General features: G+C 57.6%; 10 protein-coding genes. 6 read left to right on the top strand and 4 right to left on the bottom strand.

The genetic code is table 11. The features are described from left to right. The first annotated feature begins 308 nt into the window (after nt 1–308). The 6 genes from J3P88_RS26570 (at nt 309) to J3P88_RS26545 (ending at nt 5,252) form a co-directional block, all read left to right on the top strand. Nucleotides 309–1,658 (top strand): gluconate:H+ symporter, encoded by a 1,350-nt coding sequence (locus J3P88_RS26570; RefSeq protein WP_434572541.1) that lies wholly within the window; start codon nt 309–311, stop codon nt 1,656–1,658. A gap of 21 nt (nt 1,659–1,679) precedes the next feature. Further along, a complete protein-coding gene (locus tag J3P88_RS26565) occupies nt 1,680–2,540 on the top strand; it encodes a MurR/RpiR family transcriptional regulator (RefSeq protein ID WP_434572539.1) in 861 nt (286 codons plus the stop codon). A 1-nt stretch (nt 2,541) separates the two neighbouring features. Further along, the gene (locus tag J3P88_RS26560; RefSeq protein WP_434572537.1) at nt 2,542–4,014 is read left to right on the top strand and encodes an N-acyl-D-amino-acid deacylase family protein; all 1,473 of its coding nucleotides are present in this window, start codon (nt 2,542–2,544) and stop codon (nt 4,012–4,014) included. Between the two features lie 124 nt (nt 4,015–4,138). Further along, nucleotides 4,139–4,507 (top strand): glyoxalase superfamily protein, encoded by a 369-nt coding sequence (locus J3P88_RS26555; RefSeq protein ID WP_186730460.1) that lies wholly within the window; start codon nt 4,139–4,141, stop codon nt 4,505–4,507. 80 nt (nt 4,508–4,587) lie between these two features. Then, entirely contained in the window at nt 4,588–4,833 is a 246-nt protein-coding gene (locus J3P88_RS26550; RefSeq protein ID WP_434572535.1) for a FitA-like ribbon-helix-helix domain-containing protein, read from the top strand. Beyond that, the gene (locus J3P88_RS26545) at nt 4,830–5,252 is read left to right on the top strand and encodes a type II toxin-antitoxin system VapC family toxin (protein ID WP_434572533.1); all 423 of its coding nucleotides are present in this window, start codon (nt 4,830–4,832) and stop codon (nt 5,250–5,252) included. The genes J3P88_RS26550 and J3P88_RS26545 overlap by 4 nt, the downstream gene beginning before the upstream one ends. Before the next feature lie 103 nt (nt 5,253–5,355). Here the strand turns inward: J3P88_RS26545 and J3P88_RS26540 are convergent, their stop codons facing one another. From J3P88_RS26540 to J3P88_RS26525, 4 genes are read right to left on the bottom strand one after another with little or no spacing between them, the layout of a single operon-like run. After that, nucleotides 5,356–8,163, bottom strand: a complete 2,808-nt coding sequence (locus J3P88_RS26540; protein ID WP_434572531.1) for an RHS repeat-associated core domain-containing protein — start codon at nt 8,161–8,163, stop codon at nt 5,356–5,358. After that, nucleotides 8,160–12,626, bottom strand: a complete 4,467-nt coding sequence (locus J3P88_RS26535; RefSeq protein WP_434572529.1) for a SpvB/TcaC N-terminal domain-containing protein — start codon at nt 12,624–12,626, stop codon at nt 8,160–8,162. The genes J3P88_RS26540 and J3P88_RS26535 overlap by 4 nt, the downstream gene beginning before the upstream one ends. Further along, nucleotides 12,623–17,185: a neuraminidase-like domain-containing protein gene (locus tag J3P88_RS26530; RefSeq protein WP_434572527.1), complete on the bottom strand. Its 4,563-nt coding sequence runs from the start codon at nt 17,183–17,185 to the stop codon at nt 12,623–12,625. The genes J3P88_RS26535 and J3P88_RS26530 overlap by 4 nt, the downstream gene beginning before the upstream one ends. A gap of 29 nt (nt 17,186–17,214) precedes the next feature. Further along, complete coding sequence (locus J3P88_RS26525; protein ID WP_434572525.1) at nt 17,215–19,749, bottom strand: Tc toxin subunit A; 2,535 nt, start codon at nt 19,747–19,749, stop codon at nt 17,215–17,217. Nucleotides 19,750–19,879: the final 130 nt, after the last annotated feature.

The raw sequence follows: 19,879 nt of genomic DNA, 5'->3' as shown, positions 1-19,879 counted from the left end.
CCGGGGAGTGGTGCAAAAAACAGGTGCGGATGGTACGGAATTGAATGCGGGGCGGCCAGCCGTTGGTCGATTGTGCTGGTGAATTTGGGGCCGCTTCGCAGCCCAGCGGGAGCAAGCTCCCTCGCCACAAAAGCAATGAGGGCGATGAAAATCTTGCGCCGGATTTTCATCAACGCCGTGTCGCGTTGTCCGTCAGCGACAAGTTTACCTCTGCGCGAAAATTACTTTCAACGGGTTTGAAGATTCGTCGTCGAAATGATTTATGAGTTTCACAACACATCGACGTGACCCCATTCGAGGAGTAACGCATGGCACCTGCTTTCGGTTATTGGCTATTGGTCTACGCGGCCATCGCTATCATCGCGCTGATTGTCCTGATTGCGCGCTACCGGCTCAATCCGTTCATCGTGATTACCCTGGTCTCCATTGGCCTGGCGTTGCTGGCCGGGATGCCGCCGTCGGGTGTGGTGGGGGCGTACGAGGCGGGTGTCGGCAAGACGCTGGGGCACATCGCGCTGGTGGTGGCCCTGGGCACCATGCTCGGCAAGATGATGGCCGAGTCCGGCGGGGCCGAGCGCATGGCGCAGACGTTGATCGAACGTTTCGGCGAGCGCAACGCCCACTGGGCGATGGTGTGCATTGCTTTCCTCGTGGGGTTGCCGTTGTTCTTCGAGGTCGGTTTTGTGCTGCTGGTGCCCATCGCGTTCACTATCGCCCGGCGTGTGGGCGTGTCGATCCTGATGGTGGGGCTGCCGATGGTCGCCGGGCTTTCGGTGGTCCATGCGCTGGTGCCGCCGCATCCGGCGGCGATGCTGGCGGTGCAGGCGTTCCAGGCTTCGGTGGGGCAGACCTTGCTGTACGCGATCCTGATCGGCATTCCCACCGCGATTATCGCCGGCCCGCTGTACGCCAAATTCATCGTGCCGCGCATCCAGCTGCCGGCCGAAAATCCGCTGGAGCGACAATTCCTCGACCGTGAACCGCAGGCCAAGCTGCCGGGTTTCGGCGTGACATTGGGGACCATCCTGCTGCCGGTGATCCTGATGTTGATCGGCGGCTGGGCCAACCTCATCTCCACGCCGGGCAGCGGTTTCAACCAGTTCCTGCTGTTCATCGGCAACTCGGTGATCGCCTTGCTGTTGGCGACCATCCTCAGTTTCTGGACCCTCGGCCTGGCCCAGGGATTCAACCGCGAATCGATCCTCAAGTTCACCAACGAATGCCTGGCGCCGACCGCCAGCATCACCTTGCTGGTGGGCGCCGGTGGTGGTTTGAACCGGATCCTGGTGGACGCCGGGGTCACGCAGCAGATCGTCGGCCTGGCCGAGGAATTCCAGTTGTCACCGCTGGTCATGGGCTGGCTGTTCGCTGCGCTGATGCGGGTTGCCACGGGTTCGGCCACGGTGGCGATGACCACGGCCTCGGGCATCGTCGCGCCGGTGGCGATTGGCCTGGGTTATCCCCATCCCGAGCTACTGGTGCTGGCGACCGGCGCCGGGTCGGTTATCTTTTCCCACGTCAACGACGGCGGCTTCTGGCTGATCAAGGAATACTTCAATATGACCGTCACGCAGACCTTCAAGACCTGGACGGTGCTTGAAACACTGATATCCCTGGTCGCGTTCGCCCTGACCCTCGGGCTTGCGCGCGTGCTTTGACCGCCACTGCAAGGAGCCGTCATGGACATCCTCTACCAGATCCGTGCCCGTCAGGATTCCTTCAGCGCCGGCGAAGGAAGAATCGCCCGGCTGATGCTCGAAGACGTAGGCTTCGCAGCCTCCGCCAGCCTCGATGAACTGGCCCAACGGGCGGAAGTCAGCAGCGCCACCTTGTCGCGCTTCGCCCGCACCGTCGGTTGCCGAGACCTGCGAGACCTACGCCTGCAACTGGCCCAGGCCAGCGGCGTCGGCAGCCGTTTCCTCGACCCGGCCGGCGCGCCGGAGCAGTCGGCGTTTTATGGACAGATCGTCGGCGATATCGAAGCGACCCTGCGCCAACATCTGTCAGGGTTCGAAGAGTCGCGGTTTGGCGATGCCGTGAGGATGATCGGCAAGGCACGGATGATCCATGCGTTCGGCCTGGGTGGCTGGTCGGCGCTGTGCGGCGAGGAGTTGCAAGTGCGGCTGGTGCGTTTTGGCTACCCGATTGCCGCCTGCCGCGACCCGGTGATGATGCGCATCACCGCCACCTCGCTGAGCGACCAGCATCTGGTCATCGCCTGCTCACTGACCGGTATCACGCCGGAGCTGTTGAGTGCGGTTGAACTGGCCCGCAGCTACGGTGCGGCGATCCTCGCCATCACCCGCGCCGGCTCGCCACTGGCCGAAGTGGCCGATTGCGTGCTGCCCCTGCAAAGCGCCGAGACTTCCTTCATCTACAAACCCACGGCGGCGCGCTACGGGATGCTGCTGGCCATTGACGTGCTCGCCACCGAGCTGGCGCTGGCCCACCCCGAAGACAATCAAGAGCGCCTGCGGCGGGTCAAACTCGCCCTGGACGATTACCGCGGTGGCGACGATCATTTGCCGCTGGGAGACTGACATGCTGTACGACACGCTTATCCGCAATGCGCTGGTCATCGACGGCAGCGACACGCCCGGCTACCACGCCGACGTAGCGATCCACGGCGGTCGCATCGAACGCATCGGCGAGCTGCGCGATGCCCAGGCCGTGGAAGACATCGACGCCGCCGGCCGCGCGCTGGCGCCAGGCTTCATCGATGTGCACACCCACGACGACACAGTGGTCATTCGCCAACCGCAGATGCTGCCCAAGCTCAGCCAGGGCGTGACCACCGTGATCGTTGGCAACTGCGGCATCAGCGCCGCGCCGGTGAGCCTGCGGGGCGATCCGCCGGACCCAATGAACTTGCTCGGCACGGCCCGGGCGTTCGCCTACCCACGCTTTGCCGATTATCGCGCAGCGGTGGAAGCGGCGACGCCAGCGGTCAACGTGGCTGCGTTGGTCGGGCACACAGCGTTGCGCAGCAACCACATGGACGATTTGTTGCGCACGGCCTCGGTAGGAGAAATCGCCGCCATGCGTCGGCAATTGCGCGAAAGTCTGGAGGCCGGTGCCTTGGGGTTGTCCACCGGCCTGGCCTACGCCAACGCCTTTGCAGCGTCCACCGACGAAGTCATGCAACTGACCGAAGAATTGAGCGCATTCGGCGCTGTCTACACCACCCACCTGCGCAGCGAATTCGAACCGGTGCTCGAGGCCATGGACGAGGCGTTCCAGATCGGCCGTCATGCGCAGAGTCCGGTGATCATTTCCCACCTCAAATGCGCGGGCGCCGGCAATTGGGGACGAAGCCCGCAGGTGCTCGCGGCGTTGGAAAACGCGGCGAAAACCCATCCGGTCGGTTGCGACTGCTACCCCTACGCGGCCAGCTCCTCGACCTTGGACCTCAAGCAAGTGACCGATGCCCATCGCATCACCATCACCTGGTCGACACCGCACCCGTCGATGGGCGGACGTGACCTTATCGACATCGCACGCGATTGGGAAGTGTCGCTGTTGGAGACGGCGCGGCGCCTGCAACCGGCAGGCGCGGTGTACTACGGCATGGATGAAGGCGACGTACGACGGATCCTCGCCCATTCGTTGTCCATGGTCGGCTCCGACGGTTTGCCCGAAGACCCGTTTCCCCATCCTCGCTTGTGGGGCGCTTTCCCACGGGTGCTGGGATATTTCAGTCGAGACATTGGGCTTTTTCCGTTGCACACCGCCGTGCACAAAATGACTGGCCTTTCCGCCGCGCGTTTCGGCCTCAAGCAACGAGGAGAAATCCGTGAGGGCCATTGGGCGGACCTGGTGTTGTTCAATCCCCACACCATTCGTGACGTCGCCGATTTCAATGAACCTCAGCGGGCGGCCGAAGGGATTGATGGTGTGTGGGTCAACGGTGCCCTGAGCTATCGCGACGGCCAGGCGAATGGCCGCCGGGAAGGGCGCTTCCTGGCACGCGAAGGCGATCTGCGTCGAGGCTTTGGTCCATCGAATGGCGTGTAAATGGCTGGTAGTGTGTTAATTGGCGTCACAATAATGGCATTGCGACACTAAAGAAGCCGGGTTTAAAGCCGAAGCATTGGAGTCAACCCATCTACACTGGGTCTTTTCAGCCAGGGAGCAACCCATGAGCTTCGGTAAAACCACCCCGATCCTGCGGATCTTCGATGAAGCCAAGGCGTTGGCGTTCTATGTCGACTTCCTGGGCTTTACCGTTGACTGGCAACACCGCTTCGGTGACAACTTTCCCCTCTACTTGCAAGTCTCCCGCGGGGACTGCGTGCTGCACCTGTCCGAGCACCATGGCGATTGTACGCCGGGCTCGGCGCTGCGGATCGAGACCGATGAGCTGGAAGCCTTCCAGCAGCAGCTGCTTGCCAAACAATACCGCTACGCCCACCCACAGATCCAGGCCATGCCCTGGGGCAGCCAGGACATGGCGATCAGTGATCCGTTCGGGAATCGGTTGGTGTTTACCAATGCGATTAACGTCTGAGCCGTTAGCGACTCTCTGGATCCTACTGACCCAAGGTGTGTTAGCCTAAATCAATGATTTCATTGATTGCAGGGGGCATCATGGCCAGCATCACCATTCGAAACCTTGACGACCAGATCAAAGAAAAACTGCGGATCGCCGCTGCTCATAATGGGCATTCGATGGAAGAAGAGGCTCGGTTGATCTTGGGAAAGGCATTGGCCTCTGTTAGCCAGGCGGGAGGTCTTGGCAGCCGGATCCGCAGCAGGTTTAGCGCAAGCGGCGGGGTTGAGCTCGATCTGCCTTCGCGACAGGAGAAGGCTAAGGCGGTGGATCTTGACGAATGATCGTGCTCGATACCAATGTCCTGTCAGAGTTCATGCGGTCTGAACCCGACGCTAGAGTGTTGGCTTGGGTCGACGTGCTGCCAGCGATGGAGCTTGCGATCACTGCGGTGACCGTGGCGGAAATTCTCCATGGCATTGCCCGGCTCCCATCCGGCAAGCGCAAACAGAAGCTTGAAGCCAATGCGATGGCGATGTTCGAAGAGGATTTCGTTGGGCGAATATTTCCGTTTGACGCTTATGCCGCCGTTGAGTACGCGGCTCTGGTGGCGAACAGCGAGGCAAGGGGACGGGCGGTGTCGATGGCCGATGCGCAGATCGCCGCTATTTGCCGAGCCCAGTCCACTTCGATAGCGACTCGAAATGTTCGGGATTTTGAGTTTTCTGGGGTCGAGGTGATTGATCCCTGGCAGGCCGAGTAGAGGGTTTGATCTGATCGTTCAGGCAGGCCATGCCCTGGGGGAGCCAGAACATGGCGGTGGTCGATCCGTTTGGCAATCGGTTGGTCGTTACCCGCGCTGAGCTTTACTGACGATACTCATTGATCGACGCTACGTGGACATTATATAAACGTGGCGTCCTCAGTTGGCGGCCTGTTGGGATACTAACGTTTGATGGAATGATTCCGCTGCAATTGAAACAGGCGATAAATGGCTCCGGTTGCGTCACGTTCTGTAATTTTTGGGTGTACAGAGTCGTATCCGCAAGCATTCTTTCACGCTTCCCCGGATAGAGAGCAATAACGGTGTTCAGCGCTCCAACTTCCCCATGAGCCCCTGGTCCTCCAGTTAGTATTGGAATGATTCCATTGGAAGCCTCGATATGTCTTTCGATAAATTCTCGGGTTGGCTGTTGAAGTTCGTACAGGTCGTCCTTTGTTCTGCTTAGCGTTGGGTCGAGCCTCAGTGCATCGGCATCTACTTGAAACTGATAGTGTGGGTCGTTTTTCCTGTCTCGGTATTTTTGGGCCAAGTTTTCCATGTAATCAGCCGTATTGCTGATTTGGTAGCTTCCGAAATTCAGTTGGAAATCCTCGCTGGTAGCGGTGCCATCATAATGCGGGTCCACCCCGCGATATCCCGGTGCGCCTTTTTCGTTGGGCTTTGGCTTGGGAAGATTGTAATGCTCCATGATGGCCACATGGTTGTCGCCCGCGTAATCTTCAATAACGCCATAGGAGTGAACAACAATAACGTTGTCGCGTTTTGTCTTGCTAAAGCCGGGGCTGGCATCGGGGTCTTCTTCAGGGCCTTGTTTGCCCTTCTTCGCTGGAGATGGTGGCTTCATCATTTTTTTTGAGCGTTCCTCCCCATCCTGTTTCGTCCATTCGACAGGGTCGATTTCCTTTCCCTGAGCATCAGTGAGTATCAACCCCTGGTGATCGACAAACCTCACCGGGTTATTCCCCACCATACAATACAAGTTCAACCCATCAACCGCCCCCGCCGGGTCGGGACTGATCCAACGTTGCAACCACGGCGCGTAATACCGGTGTCCGTAGTAGTACAACCCGCTGGCATCGCGTTCCTTGCCGGAGTAACGAATGGTCCGGTAATCGGCTTCCACGGCCGAACGGGATGCCACCCAAGCGGTTCCTCCATAGGGCAGGTAACTTTCCTGGCTAATCAGGTCGGCCTTGTCGTCGAGTTCCAGTGAGCTGGAGCCCAGGTGGTCATCAAGGCTATAGCGCAGTTGATTGGCCGCGATCCTGGACGGTCGGCCTTCGGTCCAATGCAGGTAACGCACGCTGCAGCGTCCGGCTTGCAGGGTGATAACCTCCAGGCGTTCGTTATGACGAGTGCGGATTTCGAGCCCCGGCAAGTAGCGGACTTCCTCAGTGCGGATCATTGCAGCGGCATGGGTTGTCTTGATCTTGCGCACGCGTTGACCGCTACTGTCGTAGGCATAGTGCTCGGTGTCGTCGGCACGGTTTTCACGCTTGACCAGCACCACGCAATCTAGTTGGTTGCGGCTACTCCACTTCAATGGCTGGCCTGGGCATAGGGCCTGCAGGTTGCCGTTGTCATCGAAGTCCATCGTTGTTTGGGTTGCGTCGTCGCCCTGGCTCCAAGACATGAGGCGATTGCTGGCGGCGGCCACGTTCAATGTGCGGGTGTAGTTATTCCCGTCGCGAACATGACGCAGCTCGGTCAGGTTGCCGCCGTCGTCGTAGGTGTATTGCTCGGTAAAGTTGAACAGTTGCGTAGGGTCGAATGAAATCGTACCGGTGCCCGGAAGACCGGGGGGCGCGGTCAATCCGGCGGCCTCACGCCCCGTGGCGCTGGTCAATTGGTAGAGGCTGTCGTAAGTGAAGGTGCTGACGGGTTTTACCCGTTGATTGCTGTTGAAACGCTCCGGTTGGACGTTGTCGGTAATTTGCAACACGTTCCCCACGGCGTCGTAGGTGTAGTGGAGTTCTTGCAAGGTTTTGCCAGGCATCGATGCGCTGAGCGACATAAGTCGCCCGCTGGCTGGATCGAACATCGCGCGACTCGTTACACCATTGCCGGCGGTTTGCGATTCGACTTGGCCGAATGCGTTGTAGACGAGGTTCTCGACGATCGTTTTTTTAGCCTCGGTGCCTTTTATTTTCAGGCTCGCGGATTTGAGTTGGCCCGCGACATCGAAGGTGTAGTGCTGTTCGTGTCGAGCGGCATCGGTCTGCTGGATGATGTGTCCCAGTGCGTCATAGGACCAACTCGTTTTGTAGCCTTCGCCCTTTTCGAGAAGACCACCACGATCGTTCAAGTCGGTTGGCCAGTCAGGTTGTGCAGCCTCGATCAGCATGTGCCTTGTCTGGCCAAGCGGTTTACCGCATAACGCATATTCGTCGACGATCAACGTGCCCGCGCTGTCGTCGTGGCGAATGAGCGCGCCGCATTGATTGAGCGCCGCCGATTCCTGCGAGCTGTCGCCATAGCTCAAGCACTCGACTTTACGCAGCTCTTTTCCCGCAGCTTGCTCCTCGACTGTGATCAGTCTCAGTTGGTTGTCGTAAGTCGATTGCCAGTGGTTTCCTCGCTGATCCCAACTGCGCAAAATCTGTCCGGCGTCGCCGGGCAAGTTCAGGTGCCATCCGGCGTCGACGCTGTTTACTCGCAATGGTTTGCCGGACAGGCTGTAGACAGTCGCAAGATTGGCGTCAGTTGCGTTGGCAAGCCGAGGGTCGCGCTGGGTAATCAGCCGCCCGGCGACGTCGTACTCTTGCCGGCTGGCGCGCATCTGGGGTTTTTCGCCTTCCTTGCCTCGGCAGTAAGCGACCTGGCGCACCGGCAGGCCGCGGCCATCGACGGCGTTGATGGAGGGCGTCTTGCGATGAAGGCGTGCGCTCATGCCTCACCTCCAGCTGTCGGGGCATGTTCGGCCATGACTTCTTCCAGCGTGTCGTTTTCATCCTCGTCCACGGTGTACCACGGATGACGGGTCTGTCGGCGCATCCAGCTAAGACCATTCTGTTTGGCGAGACGGGTGTGGGTAGGGCGGCCCAATGCGTCGTAGAACTGCTGGTCGCAATGGCCGGACTGCCGAAAGGATTTGTCGTTGATATAGCGATGCTGGTCAGCAAAATAGGGACGGTAAACCCGGATCGCCAAGCCCTTGCTGTTGTATTCCACCCGTTCGCTGACGCGCCAGCGCGTTGCGGTGATCTGTTCCAGCGGTTTGCCGTCCTCGTTGAGTGTCAGTTCGCCCTTGGCATCCACGATGTAAGCGATGCCTGGTTCGACTCGCTGCTTATTTTGCAGCAGGCGACCAAAGCCATCGAAGCACGTCATGGCGATGCGGATTTGTTTCTGGTCGTCATCGGGGTAACGATCGGCAACGAGTGTGGCGATGTGGATCGGCTCACGTTTCGAAGTACGAATTTCGTGTTTCAGTTTTTTATCGTCGGCAGAAAGTACCTTGAGTTTCGACAGCCGCGCGCGAGCCGAAGCGCGGATTTGCCCGGTTGGTAGTACGTCGCCTTTGGCCACACATCGCGCTAGCCAGTCGGTGTCTTTCAGCGCTGCCGCCGATAGGTTTCCCATCCAACTGAATGGCGCGTAATAGATAGCGGTGGCGGCGTCCAGCAACGCGTCCTTGCTCAGCGTGATCGCTTCTGCCGGGCTTTTAGGCGAATGCTTGAACGCCGCGATCGGTTTGAAACCAACGGGGTTGTTGTTCTCGTCGCCGTAAAAGGTACTGGCCAGTATCTGGCCGAAGGCATCGGCAAGGCATTCCTGCACGTTACCGTTGGGGTCTTTGACCCATTGGGGCAGGAGACTACGGTAATCGTATTGCGCCTTGGTCGTGCAGCCATCGGGCAGTTCGAACCCGGTCACAAAGCAAGTGTATGGGTCGTAGCTGATCTTGGTCACGCCGTGGCTGTTGCTCGACTGCACGGTCTTGGTTTTGTAGAAACCTTCCAAGCCGGCGTAGGTCGCGAAGCCACTTTTGACTGACCAGAGCTTGCCAACTGGTCTGGCTGTGGCCAGGAACTCAGCCATGGATTGATAGCCAATCTCCGTGAGCATTTTGTCGTCGGGTTGAGATACGGGCGGTTCTAGATGGAAGGCTTGTAGGGCGGTTTCGTCCAGCTCGGCGGTTTCCAGATGGTCGACCAGGGCTTCGAAGCTGGCGTTGCCGTCCGGCAGTGTTTCGTTGGCAGATGTCTTTTTGTAGCGTGTTACGGACAGACCGGTGAGAACGGCCTGGGCAGCCCAGCTTCGTTTCCTGACGCATTCGATAAGTCTCTCATAAGTAATATCCTTCGATGCCCGCCCTCCGTCATCAGGTGTCTTGGATAGTTTCAACGCGTTGGTCCGCTGGTGATAAGGCAAACCCAGGCGCCATCCTTGAGGTGCTTGCAGGTTGATGAATTCGGCGCGAGTTTGCGTCAGGTAGTAGAACTGTTGCGCGGGGTCATGAGCGTCCTGCCACCATTGTTGCTGGTCCGGGTCGCTGAATGGTGCGGCATCATCAGCCGTTTTGCGTCGGGCGTAGTGGACGTTCACGCTGTGTGTGACCGCACCGTACGGGTCATGCTGCAAATTGATCAGGTGCTGGCATTGTGGATCGTCGCTCTGGCCTTCGTATTGGTAGCTGATGGATTCCAGCAGCAGTGGCAACAGGGAAGCATAGCGCCGCGGGCCTTGGGGGGGCTGTTGCAGGCGAACCCGATAACGATTTTCCTGAACCGAGTACAGCGTCTTGGGATCGCTCCCTGCGTATGTCTCGCTGCGCAGTAAATGACCGCTCAGGGCGCGGCACATCTCAAGCGTGGTCGCTTCGTCCGGCGCGTCAACCAATGCGTCGGCATTTTCTTCATCTTTGTATCGGCACAGTAACGCTTTACTTAACGCCTTGGCTTGCGAATCGGCACCGTGATAGTCGCGTCGGTCCATGTCCAATGCCTGGCCGGTATGAAACCAGCTTTTTTTCAAGCAAGGCTCTGTGAAACCTGGCGAATCGGCATCGTTGGGATAGGTTTCATTGTCGGTTTGTATCAGCAAGCCGAAGCCGCGGAACTCCCGTTCGACGCCATCGTAATAACCTTGGCGATAGGAAAACCGCTGCGTCAGGCGATTACCGGTGATCTCATCCCGCTGGACCTGGCGCGACACCAGGTGCAGGGGCAACGGTACATGGCAGGTGAGGGACTCTTTGGCCATGACCCTTGCCGCTTTCTCATCCAGCCACTCCTGGGCCGAGCTGCGATAAGCGATGCGGGTTGCGGCGCCCATGTTGTTGTGGGTGCCGGTGAGCAGATATGGCTTTTCCTCGACAAAATCGTAGCGCCAATGTTGCGCCGGGGTCAGATGCGGCATGCTCAGCACGAGGCTGGAGCAACCCAGCCCTAGCAGGTCGACGATGCTCACCTGGCATAGGTTGTCGTAGCGCAGGCCGGTTGGCCACGGCAGCGTAATCGCGGGAGCGAAGCCATTGCCGCAGCGGTTCATGAAGATCAGTGCTCGATCCGCTTGCAGATAGATCAGGTCGGCGGCACCGGAACCATCCAGGTCCGCGAGACGGATGCGCGAGGCATCGAAGGTAAGGTAGGCGAGGCCCGGAAAATCCAACACGATGCCTTTGCCGAATCGCCCGTGGCCCAGGTTCGGCCAGCACTTCACCTCGTTGTGGCGAATGCGCACCAGGTGTTGCTGGCCACTGCCGAGTAGATCACTGAACGCCACCAGCTCGGAAGGTGACCCGTTGAATACCGGCAGGGCATCGTCATCGTCGTCGCGAGGAACTTCCCGCGCCGTGGCGAAACCATTCTCGCGCTGGTTGGCATACAAGCGAACGCTGCGTGGGCCTATCAGGGCGAGGTCGTTGAGGCCTTCACCCATCAGGTCGGCCAGATTCCCTTTCGGACTGAAGAATTCGCTAGGAAACGCCTGGAAGGTCGCGAAGTTCGACCACTTGCGATCCGCTCCGAGCGAAAAGAAACCGCTGAGCCCCGGTTGGGCAATGATCCAGTCCAGGCGGCCGTCGCCTGTGAGGTCACTCAATGTTTGGCGCAGCGTTTTCGCTGTGTCGGTGACAGGCGTCTTGGGCAGCTCTTGCCACTGACCGTAAGCCACTTCATCAGTCTTGGCTTTAGCGCGCATGGGTTCACGGTAATACCAGCCTGCCGCGCGTCGATGGAGCACGCCGGGCAACCCTTCACCGTACAAATCCACCAGTTGAAAACCCTGTTCGCCGTCGAGCCCTGGCACGCCCTCAAAACGCTTCCAGGCGCCCACATCGGTCAGGCCGTTGAACTCGCTGTAGCGAAATTCCATGGGAGGACGACTTTGAGGCGCTGCTTCGTCGCCGAACGCTTGGTCGTGCGCTGCACTCAGGAGGTTATATCCCAGGGAGGTCTCGCGGTACTCAAGCAACACACGCCGTACGAGAACAGGATCGGCGCTCAACTCGGGGAAGCGATGAAACATCAATACCTGGCGACATAGGCGATCGGTACGTAGTTCGAAACCGTAGGCAAAGATGGAAAACGCATCGCTACGTTTTTGCGATTGCAGTGCTTCATAGCGTGGTTTTGTCTTGTATTCGGTGCTTCGCTCACCGTAGTCGAACACCAACTCGAAGTGCCATTGGTCCGGCTTCGGTGGATCTGTTTTCCAAGCGTAAAGTTCGGCGTTGGCCTTCACATTGCCGTAGCGCACATGGCTCAAATAGCGTTGGGCTCCGCCATTTCCCGCGTACACATATTGAATGTGCTCTCCACGCGTATTCAGGCTTTCCTCCAACAGCCACTCACCTACTCGGCTTGCGTCTTTTGGATCTGTTCGTCGCGACTCGGGATTTTTTCCGTAGACATGCAGACTGCCATCGGCCTCGTGCACGAGCCAGAAACCCGGTGTATCCCCATCCGACGACCAATGTTCAATCCGGTCGAAGCTGCTTTCGATTCTTGGCAGGTGACGCGTTACTGTGTAGGTCGTGCCCAGGTCCAGGTCGTTGTAGCGATTGACTTGAGTTGGACTGATGCCATGTTCGGGCAACCAGACCACGCCGCTGGGGCCGACGATTTCGTCATCGTCGTTATAGGTCGGCACGCCCTTGCTGGTGCGCCGCGCCACGCTGGGCAACGACAATCCCCAGCCGGTGCCGAATACACCGTTGCCGGCCGAGCTGCTGTAGCTCAAGGACAAGGACGGAGCAAAGCCACGCCCGGGCGAAATCGGTAGCGCCATCTCATAACAAGCCGTGCCGTGGGCGCCGACTTCGCCCCACCCTTTGCCGATACTCTGGATGGCGCCGCCCCCCTTGGGCAGCGACGGCGCGTTAATCGGCAGTGCGGTTTGTTCATTCATGACACACCTCCGCCGACCCTGGCCGTGTAGCTCACATGCACGATGACGTCGGTGAGTGAGTCGAGCAGGTCTTTTTGCGCTTCGGGGTTCGGGAACGTCAGTTGCCATTGGGAGACCGCGCCGGTGTATTCAAACGGCAGGTAACGTTCATCGTTGAAGTTCAAAGTGAACAGGCCGTTGTCGTCGACGCCTGTGGAAAGGGCGATCTGTTGGTTAGCGCGCCGGCCCTCCATGAGGCGTCCAGTGTCATTAGCGGACGTAAACACTTTGCTAGAGGTCTGGGTCAGTATGGCGCGGATGTTTTCGTAAGGACCCACAACGGTCGGTAAGGAAACGCTGATGGTTTTGATCCGCCGCAGGTAGTGCTTCTGTTCTTTGTAATCACTCTCGAACAGCTCTTGGGACAGCTCGAATTCGCATTGGCCTTTCTTCAGTTCGGCATGCATTTCCAGCCATGGCTTGTTGATCGTTTTAGTCTTGGTCTGGTCTTTCAATTGGCGCAGTGAAATCGTCTTGCGAATCTCCAGCTCTCGCTGGTTACGGCGCAGATATTCGGCCTGCATGTTCAACAGGCTGAGTTTCAATTGCTCGCCTGCGCCAAGTCCTCGATAGGTGGTATTCCATGCTCCGGGTTGGATGAATCGCGCATCGAGATCACCAATTTCGTATTGCCAACATTGCTCTGCGGCCAAACACAGGGAGAGCGTGGTGTCGTAGGCCTGGCGATAGAGGGCGGCAAACTGGCTGTTCAGCCATTGATACAGCTGAGCTCTGGTAAAGCGCTTACTGAGAAAGTCGTAATTAGTCTTGGTTTGGCTCAGGGTTGATTCGGCCTGGCGCAGTTGCAGGCGAGTGGCGGTTTCCTGCTCGGTGAATTGCGCCAGTTGTGCGTCAATCTGGGCCAGCTCGAGCTGTGATTGGTCATGGGTGTGTTGCCAATCTTCCCGGCGGCGATCGAATATGGCTTGGCGGTCAAGGTCGGCCGCTATCGTGCGGTTTATGATCGCGGCGCTATGGGCTGCCGCGGAGGCCGCGAGTGCCGGCCCCTCCCAACGGCTGCCGCCAAAACTGAGGCCCGCGATGTTTGGCGCCAGCATGAGCCCCCCCGCCGCCACTTGGAAGGCCAAAGCAGCAGCCTCAAACGAACCGCTGGATATGGAGAGCCCACTGACGGCCATTTCCTTGCCACTTAGACTATCGTCCAACAGTTTTTTGTAGTGGGTTACGCGGTTTTGAGCAATTGCCTGGCTTGCGAGCAGCGCCTGGCGGTTCTGACGATCGATATTCAAGGCCTGGCGTTGCAGGTCGACCGAGATTTTCGCCAGGTTCCAGGCTTGCTGCTGCTGTAGCTCTTGCAACTGCGCCTGTTCCTTGCGCTCGATCAGCGACAGCAGCACGGCGCCAAATTGGTTGAGGCTTTCCACGGCACTCAATGCCTGTTGATGCATGAGCGAGAATCGATAGTGCGGGATCGCGGTGGGCGGCCCCCCGCGAACCGTATTGTCCGAAGTATTCAAGACCCCGGAACTGAGTAACACGCGAGGATCCAGCGGCGCTGCAAATATCGGCAGATGCAGCGGTTTGCCGGCAATGTCGAGGTTGTGTCGCAAGTTATGCAGGCGGCTTTCTGCAATGTCCCAGCACTGGAGCAACTGCGGGTGGAACGGCAGACGTAGATGCGGGCTATCGATGGTTGGCAAGGACGCGTGCGAAGCGCCCTCACGGACCGGCGATGAGGCCTGGGAGTGTGGCACCGATCGTTCAAATTCACGCAATTTCTCGCTGCTCGCTTCGCTCAGCGTTTGCAGGCTGATGCTCGCCCAATGATCGACCGATTGAACGGTCGGGCGTGGCCCTAACAGATCCAGCACCCGCACGTACCACAGCTTTGCCTCACTGAGGCCGTCAGGGGTCAGTTCGCGGTACGCTGCGTCGCCTCGATTGATCAGGATGTCGAGGTACAGGAAGTAGAGCGCCTTGCGAAAGTGAGCTGGATGACTGAGCGCGATCTGATGAGGGTCGTGGGGCGCCTGGTCGGCATACGAAGGCGTGCTGCTATCGATTAACGGAAGGGCCCTCCAGCAGTCTTCTTTGCCGCGACTTGGATCGAAGACGCGGCGCAACCAGCGTTCGGCCTCGTCGTAGCGTTGTTCGACGTTCAAGCGATGAGCGACCAGCCAGGGCAAGTAGAGGAACAGTTCGGTGAAGTAACGACCGTAAGAGCCGTGGAAGTCCATCCTGTTGACGATGTCGTCTGCAATGGCGGGTTCTGCCAGGTGTTGGGTCGTAGTGTCGAACAGTTCATCCAGGCTGTTTTCGGTACGCTGGATCAATTCCGGGGCGAACACGGTGTTTAGCCTGATCGGTTGGCGCTTTTGGCTTTTGCTGTCGCTGTTCCTGATGTCAGAAGTGGCAAAGTCGATGAATTGGGTGGTTCCCAGGTCGGGCGTCGATAGGGCGGCGATCTTTGGCGGGGCGAAGCGCTGTGGAACCAGGGTAAGTCTGATTTCTTTGAGGGCGAAGTAAATTGTTTTTTCCGGTTCGCTAGGGCGAGCCAGCGCAACCCCATAAAACAAAGTCTCGCAGTTCCAATTAACATCCTCAATTCGCAAGGGGTAGTCAAACTGGCTGGGCAAGGCCTCCTTCAAGTCGGACTCAGTCACCAGTGTTAGTTTGTCATAGGTTAACGAATTTGCCTCTAATGAGATGGGGTGGCGCATTATTATGTACTTTCGGTGCAGCTCATCTATTTTGCATGTGAACTCAGTTGGGCCCTCGACATTATAAGAATTAGGATACTCAAATGATATGTGGATTTGTCCGGCAGCGGTGTTAGACGTATGCAGGGGACGATTTTTATAAAGCTTGATCAAGTAGCGTACCGCTGGCATTGAGATAAATTTTCCAGCCAGGCTTCTACTACCGCTAGCAACTACGGAGTTCGTCGAGAAGCCTGGGGTTTTTTCATCGTCTCTAATGACGTCGGATAGTTCGCCGATTTGCAGTGTGCAACTTTCATTTATTACACATTTAGCATGAAGTATGGATCCGGCGCTAAGTTTTATATAAGAGGAAGGCGAGCTTTCGCCAAGGGAAGGTAAAACGAACTCAAGATAATCGGAAAACGTAAAGTGGATGTCACCCACAGCAAGCGGAAAAGCCTCATCGTCGGCATTAATCAATAGCTTGGGTGCCGCGTCGATAGGTTTGAAAATGTCTCCATTAAGATGCTCATCGAGAACCGAAAGTTGATGGCTGATGTTTTTTGGAGAGGGGGTCGCATTACGCTCGATATTCAGTAAAGACATACATGTTTGTATGTTCTGTCTACCAGGTTCGATGAAGGTGTAGTCAAGGTCTAGGGCAGGGCGTTGGGTCTGCGATTGTTTGATGCTTGTTACGCTGGCAGACGCGAGAGCTAGGTTTTTGTCGATGTAAATTGTTTTGATGAAACTGTAAGGACTGGACGATGCCGGTGCCGAGTCGATTGTTGATCGTCGAACGCTTATCGCTAGATAGAGTAACGCTTGCGAACTCACGCGGTGCTGCACCGCAACGGTACATATCGATTGTTGGATCGCCGTCTGATCCTTCACGCGAACCGCGTCGTCGTCACAATATCCTTGCAGGGCAACTCTTGGAGTACTCCAAATGCCATCCTGTTTTTTGAAGCAATAGCTTAACCGCAGTAGCGGATGATTCACCCGGGGGGCCATGGCTCCTGCGCTCGAAGGAGCGCTGGAGGCCGACGGGTCCTGATGGATGCATTCGGCCCACACGACGAACAGACGATTGTTGAACCACACCGGACGAATAGAGTGTTCGACGGCGCTATCGGGAATCGGCACATCGGCTTTTTCCCAATCCGACCAGGCATACGGATCCGGCTGATCCAGTTTGTGGGCGATGGCAGGGGGCTGCGCTGGCGTGCCGTTCAGCGGCCGTTGCGTCATGTTCAGCGAGCGCCAGAAATAGGTATTTTCGGTACGTGACTTGGCGATGAAATAGTAGTTGCTGTTGGCAAAGTCTTCGCCGTCGATGTAGCCATTGAGAATATTCAGGTTGGCGATTTCTTCGAATCGGGTCAGGTAGGCCATGACCGCCGATTGAACCGCGTCGGTCTGGATCCGGTTCTGGTTGAGCTCGTTTTCCAACTGCTGGAAATTGTCGCTCTTGTTATTTCTCAGGACAGGGTCCAGGTAACTTGCAGGGAAATAGAGCAGCTTTTGATGAGCCGCCCAAACGGGATATTGATGCATCTCGTTGCGCCACGTTTGCATCTGCTCGGGCGTGATGTTTGCCTGGTCGTAGCCAGGCTCCATATTCATCAGGATGCGATTGATGTATTGCTGAAGGCTGGCAATGGCGCAGGCCACAGGCGTGGTGGGCACATCCTGACTGACCAGCACGTCCAGCAGCCAGTATTCATAAAGGTCTCGGGCAGTCTTGAGTCGCACTGTTCCTGGCAAGCTTTTGCCCGGCGCGATCTTGTGTAGGTAGAACGCCAACTGCGCATCGCGCAGGCTTTCATCCAGCTGCTTTTTCATGGCAACGGTCATATTCAATCCTTGAATAAAAAATGTGCACTTCAATGGCTCGCAGCGATCAGGCCTTCACCGACTATTTTCCAGTCCTGCACCAGGCTGTCGTTATTGAGTGCGGCGGTCTTGAGCAGCAGGCTTGCCGACAGGCCAGTACTCATGCAACACGCCTGGCAGCGCATGACCCAATCCACATCTTGCATGGTGGTGGCGCGTCCTGAAGGCAGTTGGGCTGTCAGGCAACTCACTTGCTCAACGTTCCAGCCCAGCAGGTGGGCCAACAGTCCGTTGGCTGTCTCCGCTGAATGTTGTGACAGGTCTTGATTGGCGAGTTGGAAGTAATGCAACAGGTTTTCTTCTGACTGCGCCTGATGTCTTGCGCAATGACTGAACCGTTCGAGTAAATACAACGTTTGGGGTTTAAGCGTTCCCGAACTGTTCGAGGCTAACCACGTGGGGTGGTCCATCAATGTCTGTAGCGTGCCGCTGCTCAGATGTAAGTTCTGGCAGGCTTGCGCGGTGCGAAGCACGCGTGCCAGCAACGGGGAGACTTCGCCGTCAGGTGCGATGATGGCCTCGACAATTTCCTCGGCATTCGTCTCGGCCATTTTCATCACGAAGGGGGAATACTCGGCGGACAAGTCATCGCTATCGTGCAGCAGTGTTTCTACCAGGCGTTGGTCGTCTCTGGTGAGCTTGGCGTGCTCTCGAAGCGCGGCCAGTCGGTTTTGCAGATTTTGATTCAACGGTAAGTCATCTCGGGAAGTGTCGAACAGGCGACACCACGCCAGCACATCGAGATGGTTTTGCTTGAGCCAGTCCACTGCCCAATCCATCGCCATCAGTACGTCGAGAATGTCGGGGGACGTAGTGTCCAGTGCCCCCGTCACCAACGCCCGACAGAACTTATCCCCACCGAGTAACCGAGCCAGTTCCGTGCACTCAAGAGGCGATAGTCCGAACATCCGTGCGATACGGGCCTGACGGTAGAGCGAGGAGATCGTCGGCAAATCCTGTTTCAATGGCAGGTATTTTTCAGTCTGTTTCACAAGCAGCAACAACGCATCTTCAGTGATGGCAAGTCCCAGGCCCGCGCCGAGATAGCTGAGCATCTTTAGGTCGGTGGTTTTGAGATCCGTCGCCTGCCCTTCCCACGCAGGGCTTTCGAGCAGGCGGGTGCGATTGAATACCTGGTCAAACAACGAAACACGCTCTGCGCTAGCGCGAGTCGGCATTTCGCTGATGAGCGAGGCAAACTCGTCTGCTGTGATGCCATGGCGCCGCGTCATGTACTGATAGACCCCAAGCGCTCGCAAGGTATTGGCGCTGAGTGTCATCGCGGTGTTGCCTTCCGAATACATGATATTGATGAGCAAAGTATCCAGTTCGGCAAAGGAAATACCCGTCCATTGCTGCAGGCGGATCATTCGCTGCATGCGGTCGAAACGTTCGAAGGACTTGTGACTGAACCCTTGTCGGGTCATTTGGGTTTCAAGCTGTAGGGCCGGGGACGGGTAGGGGCCATTGATGTAAGTAGCGTCCTGGCGGCTACGAGTCGAGGGCGGGCTGTTGGACGAGACATGAGGGCTGTACCGGCCATGCCCCAGTAGTTGCTCGACCTGTTCCGTCGTAAGCCCGGTGCGTTCCTTGAAGAATTCGAGTTCGCCCAGGCGCCCAACTTCTTCAGTGCCGTAGGATATTTCCAGGACTTCGAAGTCGGTTTGCGAAGCGAGCGGTGCGAGCAAGATTTTCTGCTGCTGCGGACTGAGCCCTGAAAGCAGTTTTTGAGCTTCGATACGTGATTGCGAAACTTCCCCGTACGTTGAGCCGTCCTGGCAAAACGGAAGCTTGAGACTGATCCGGTAATCCACTTCGCCCAAGGTTGGTTTGCCTGAGCCCAACCCAAGCAGGCATTGATGATGGTGAAGGTCATAGGGCAATGAAAAGGGATAGTGCGCGCTGGCCAATGCCTGATGGACTGTCGTCCCCTTATCGAGACTGGCCTCGATATGGCTGCGCAACGTGTCGTTGACAATGTTGAGCATGGGGCGTGGAACCAAGGCACTCTGTGGATCGAGCATCAGTATGTCGAGATCCGCTCGACGTGATGCCAGGGATATCTTGCGGCCATCCGTGGAGCTGCCTTCCAGCCGCCTGGCGAACAGGTACAGTGCACGCAGGTAGGCCACGGGCGAGTCGATCGCGGCGATGTCACCGTCCTTGCAGAATTGATCCCAGTTTTCCTGGAACAGCCCTTGATAGCTGATCGGCTCTGATGTTGGGTCTGAATCCAGGCTGCGTCGGACACGGGGCTTGGCGTCGCTGGAGGAGAGTTGATGCTCCAGGTACAAGCGACTGATCCTTCGGGCATGGCTCTGCGCGTTGTCGTAGGCCTGCTCGGCATTCGCATCGCAGTACCTGGCGACTTCCTGGACGAACTGCGCCTTGGTCATGCGCACAATGTCGAACACCGATGTCACGCCCATTTGTTCCAGGGCGGTTTTCAAAGCGGTTTTTGTGGCGTCCTCACCGTCGTGGGAGCCAACGAGCCTATGCAACAGTAAGTTGTTGCTTACGTCCATGTATTGCCATCTCCTGTGCGAACGGAATGTGCTTGTCCAAGCGAAAACCGTACAGGAGCGGGCAAAAAAAGGCGGTAGGACCGGGGGCGGGAGATTTGTACGAAAGAGCGATTTGTGGGCTGCGCTGATG

The organism is Pseudomonas sp. Z3-6, from assembly GCF_051131985.1.
GTDB lineage: Bacteria > Pseudomonadota > Gammaproteobacteria > Pseudomonadales > Pseudomonadaceae > Aquipseudomonas > Aquipseudomonas zanjanensis.
The sequence above is the reverse complement of the archived record's forward strand: the minus strand, read 5'-3'. Positions and strand labels throughout refer to the sequence as shown.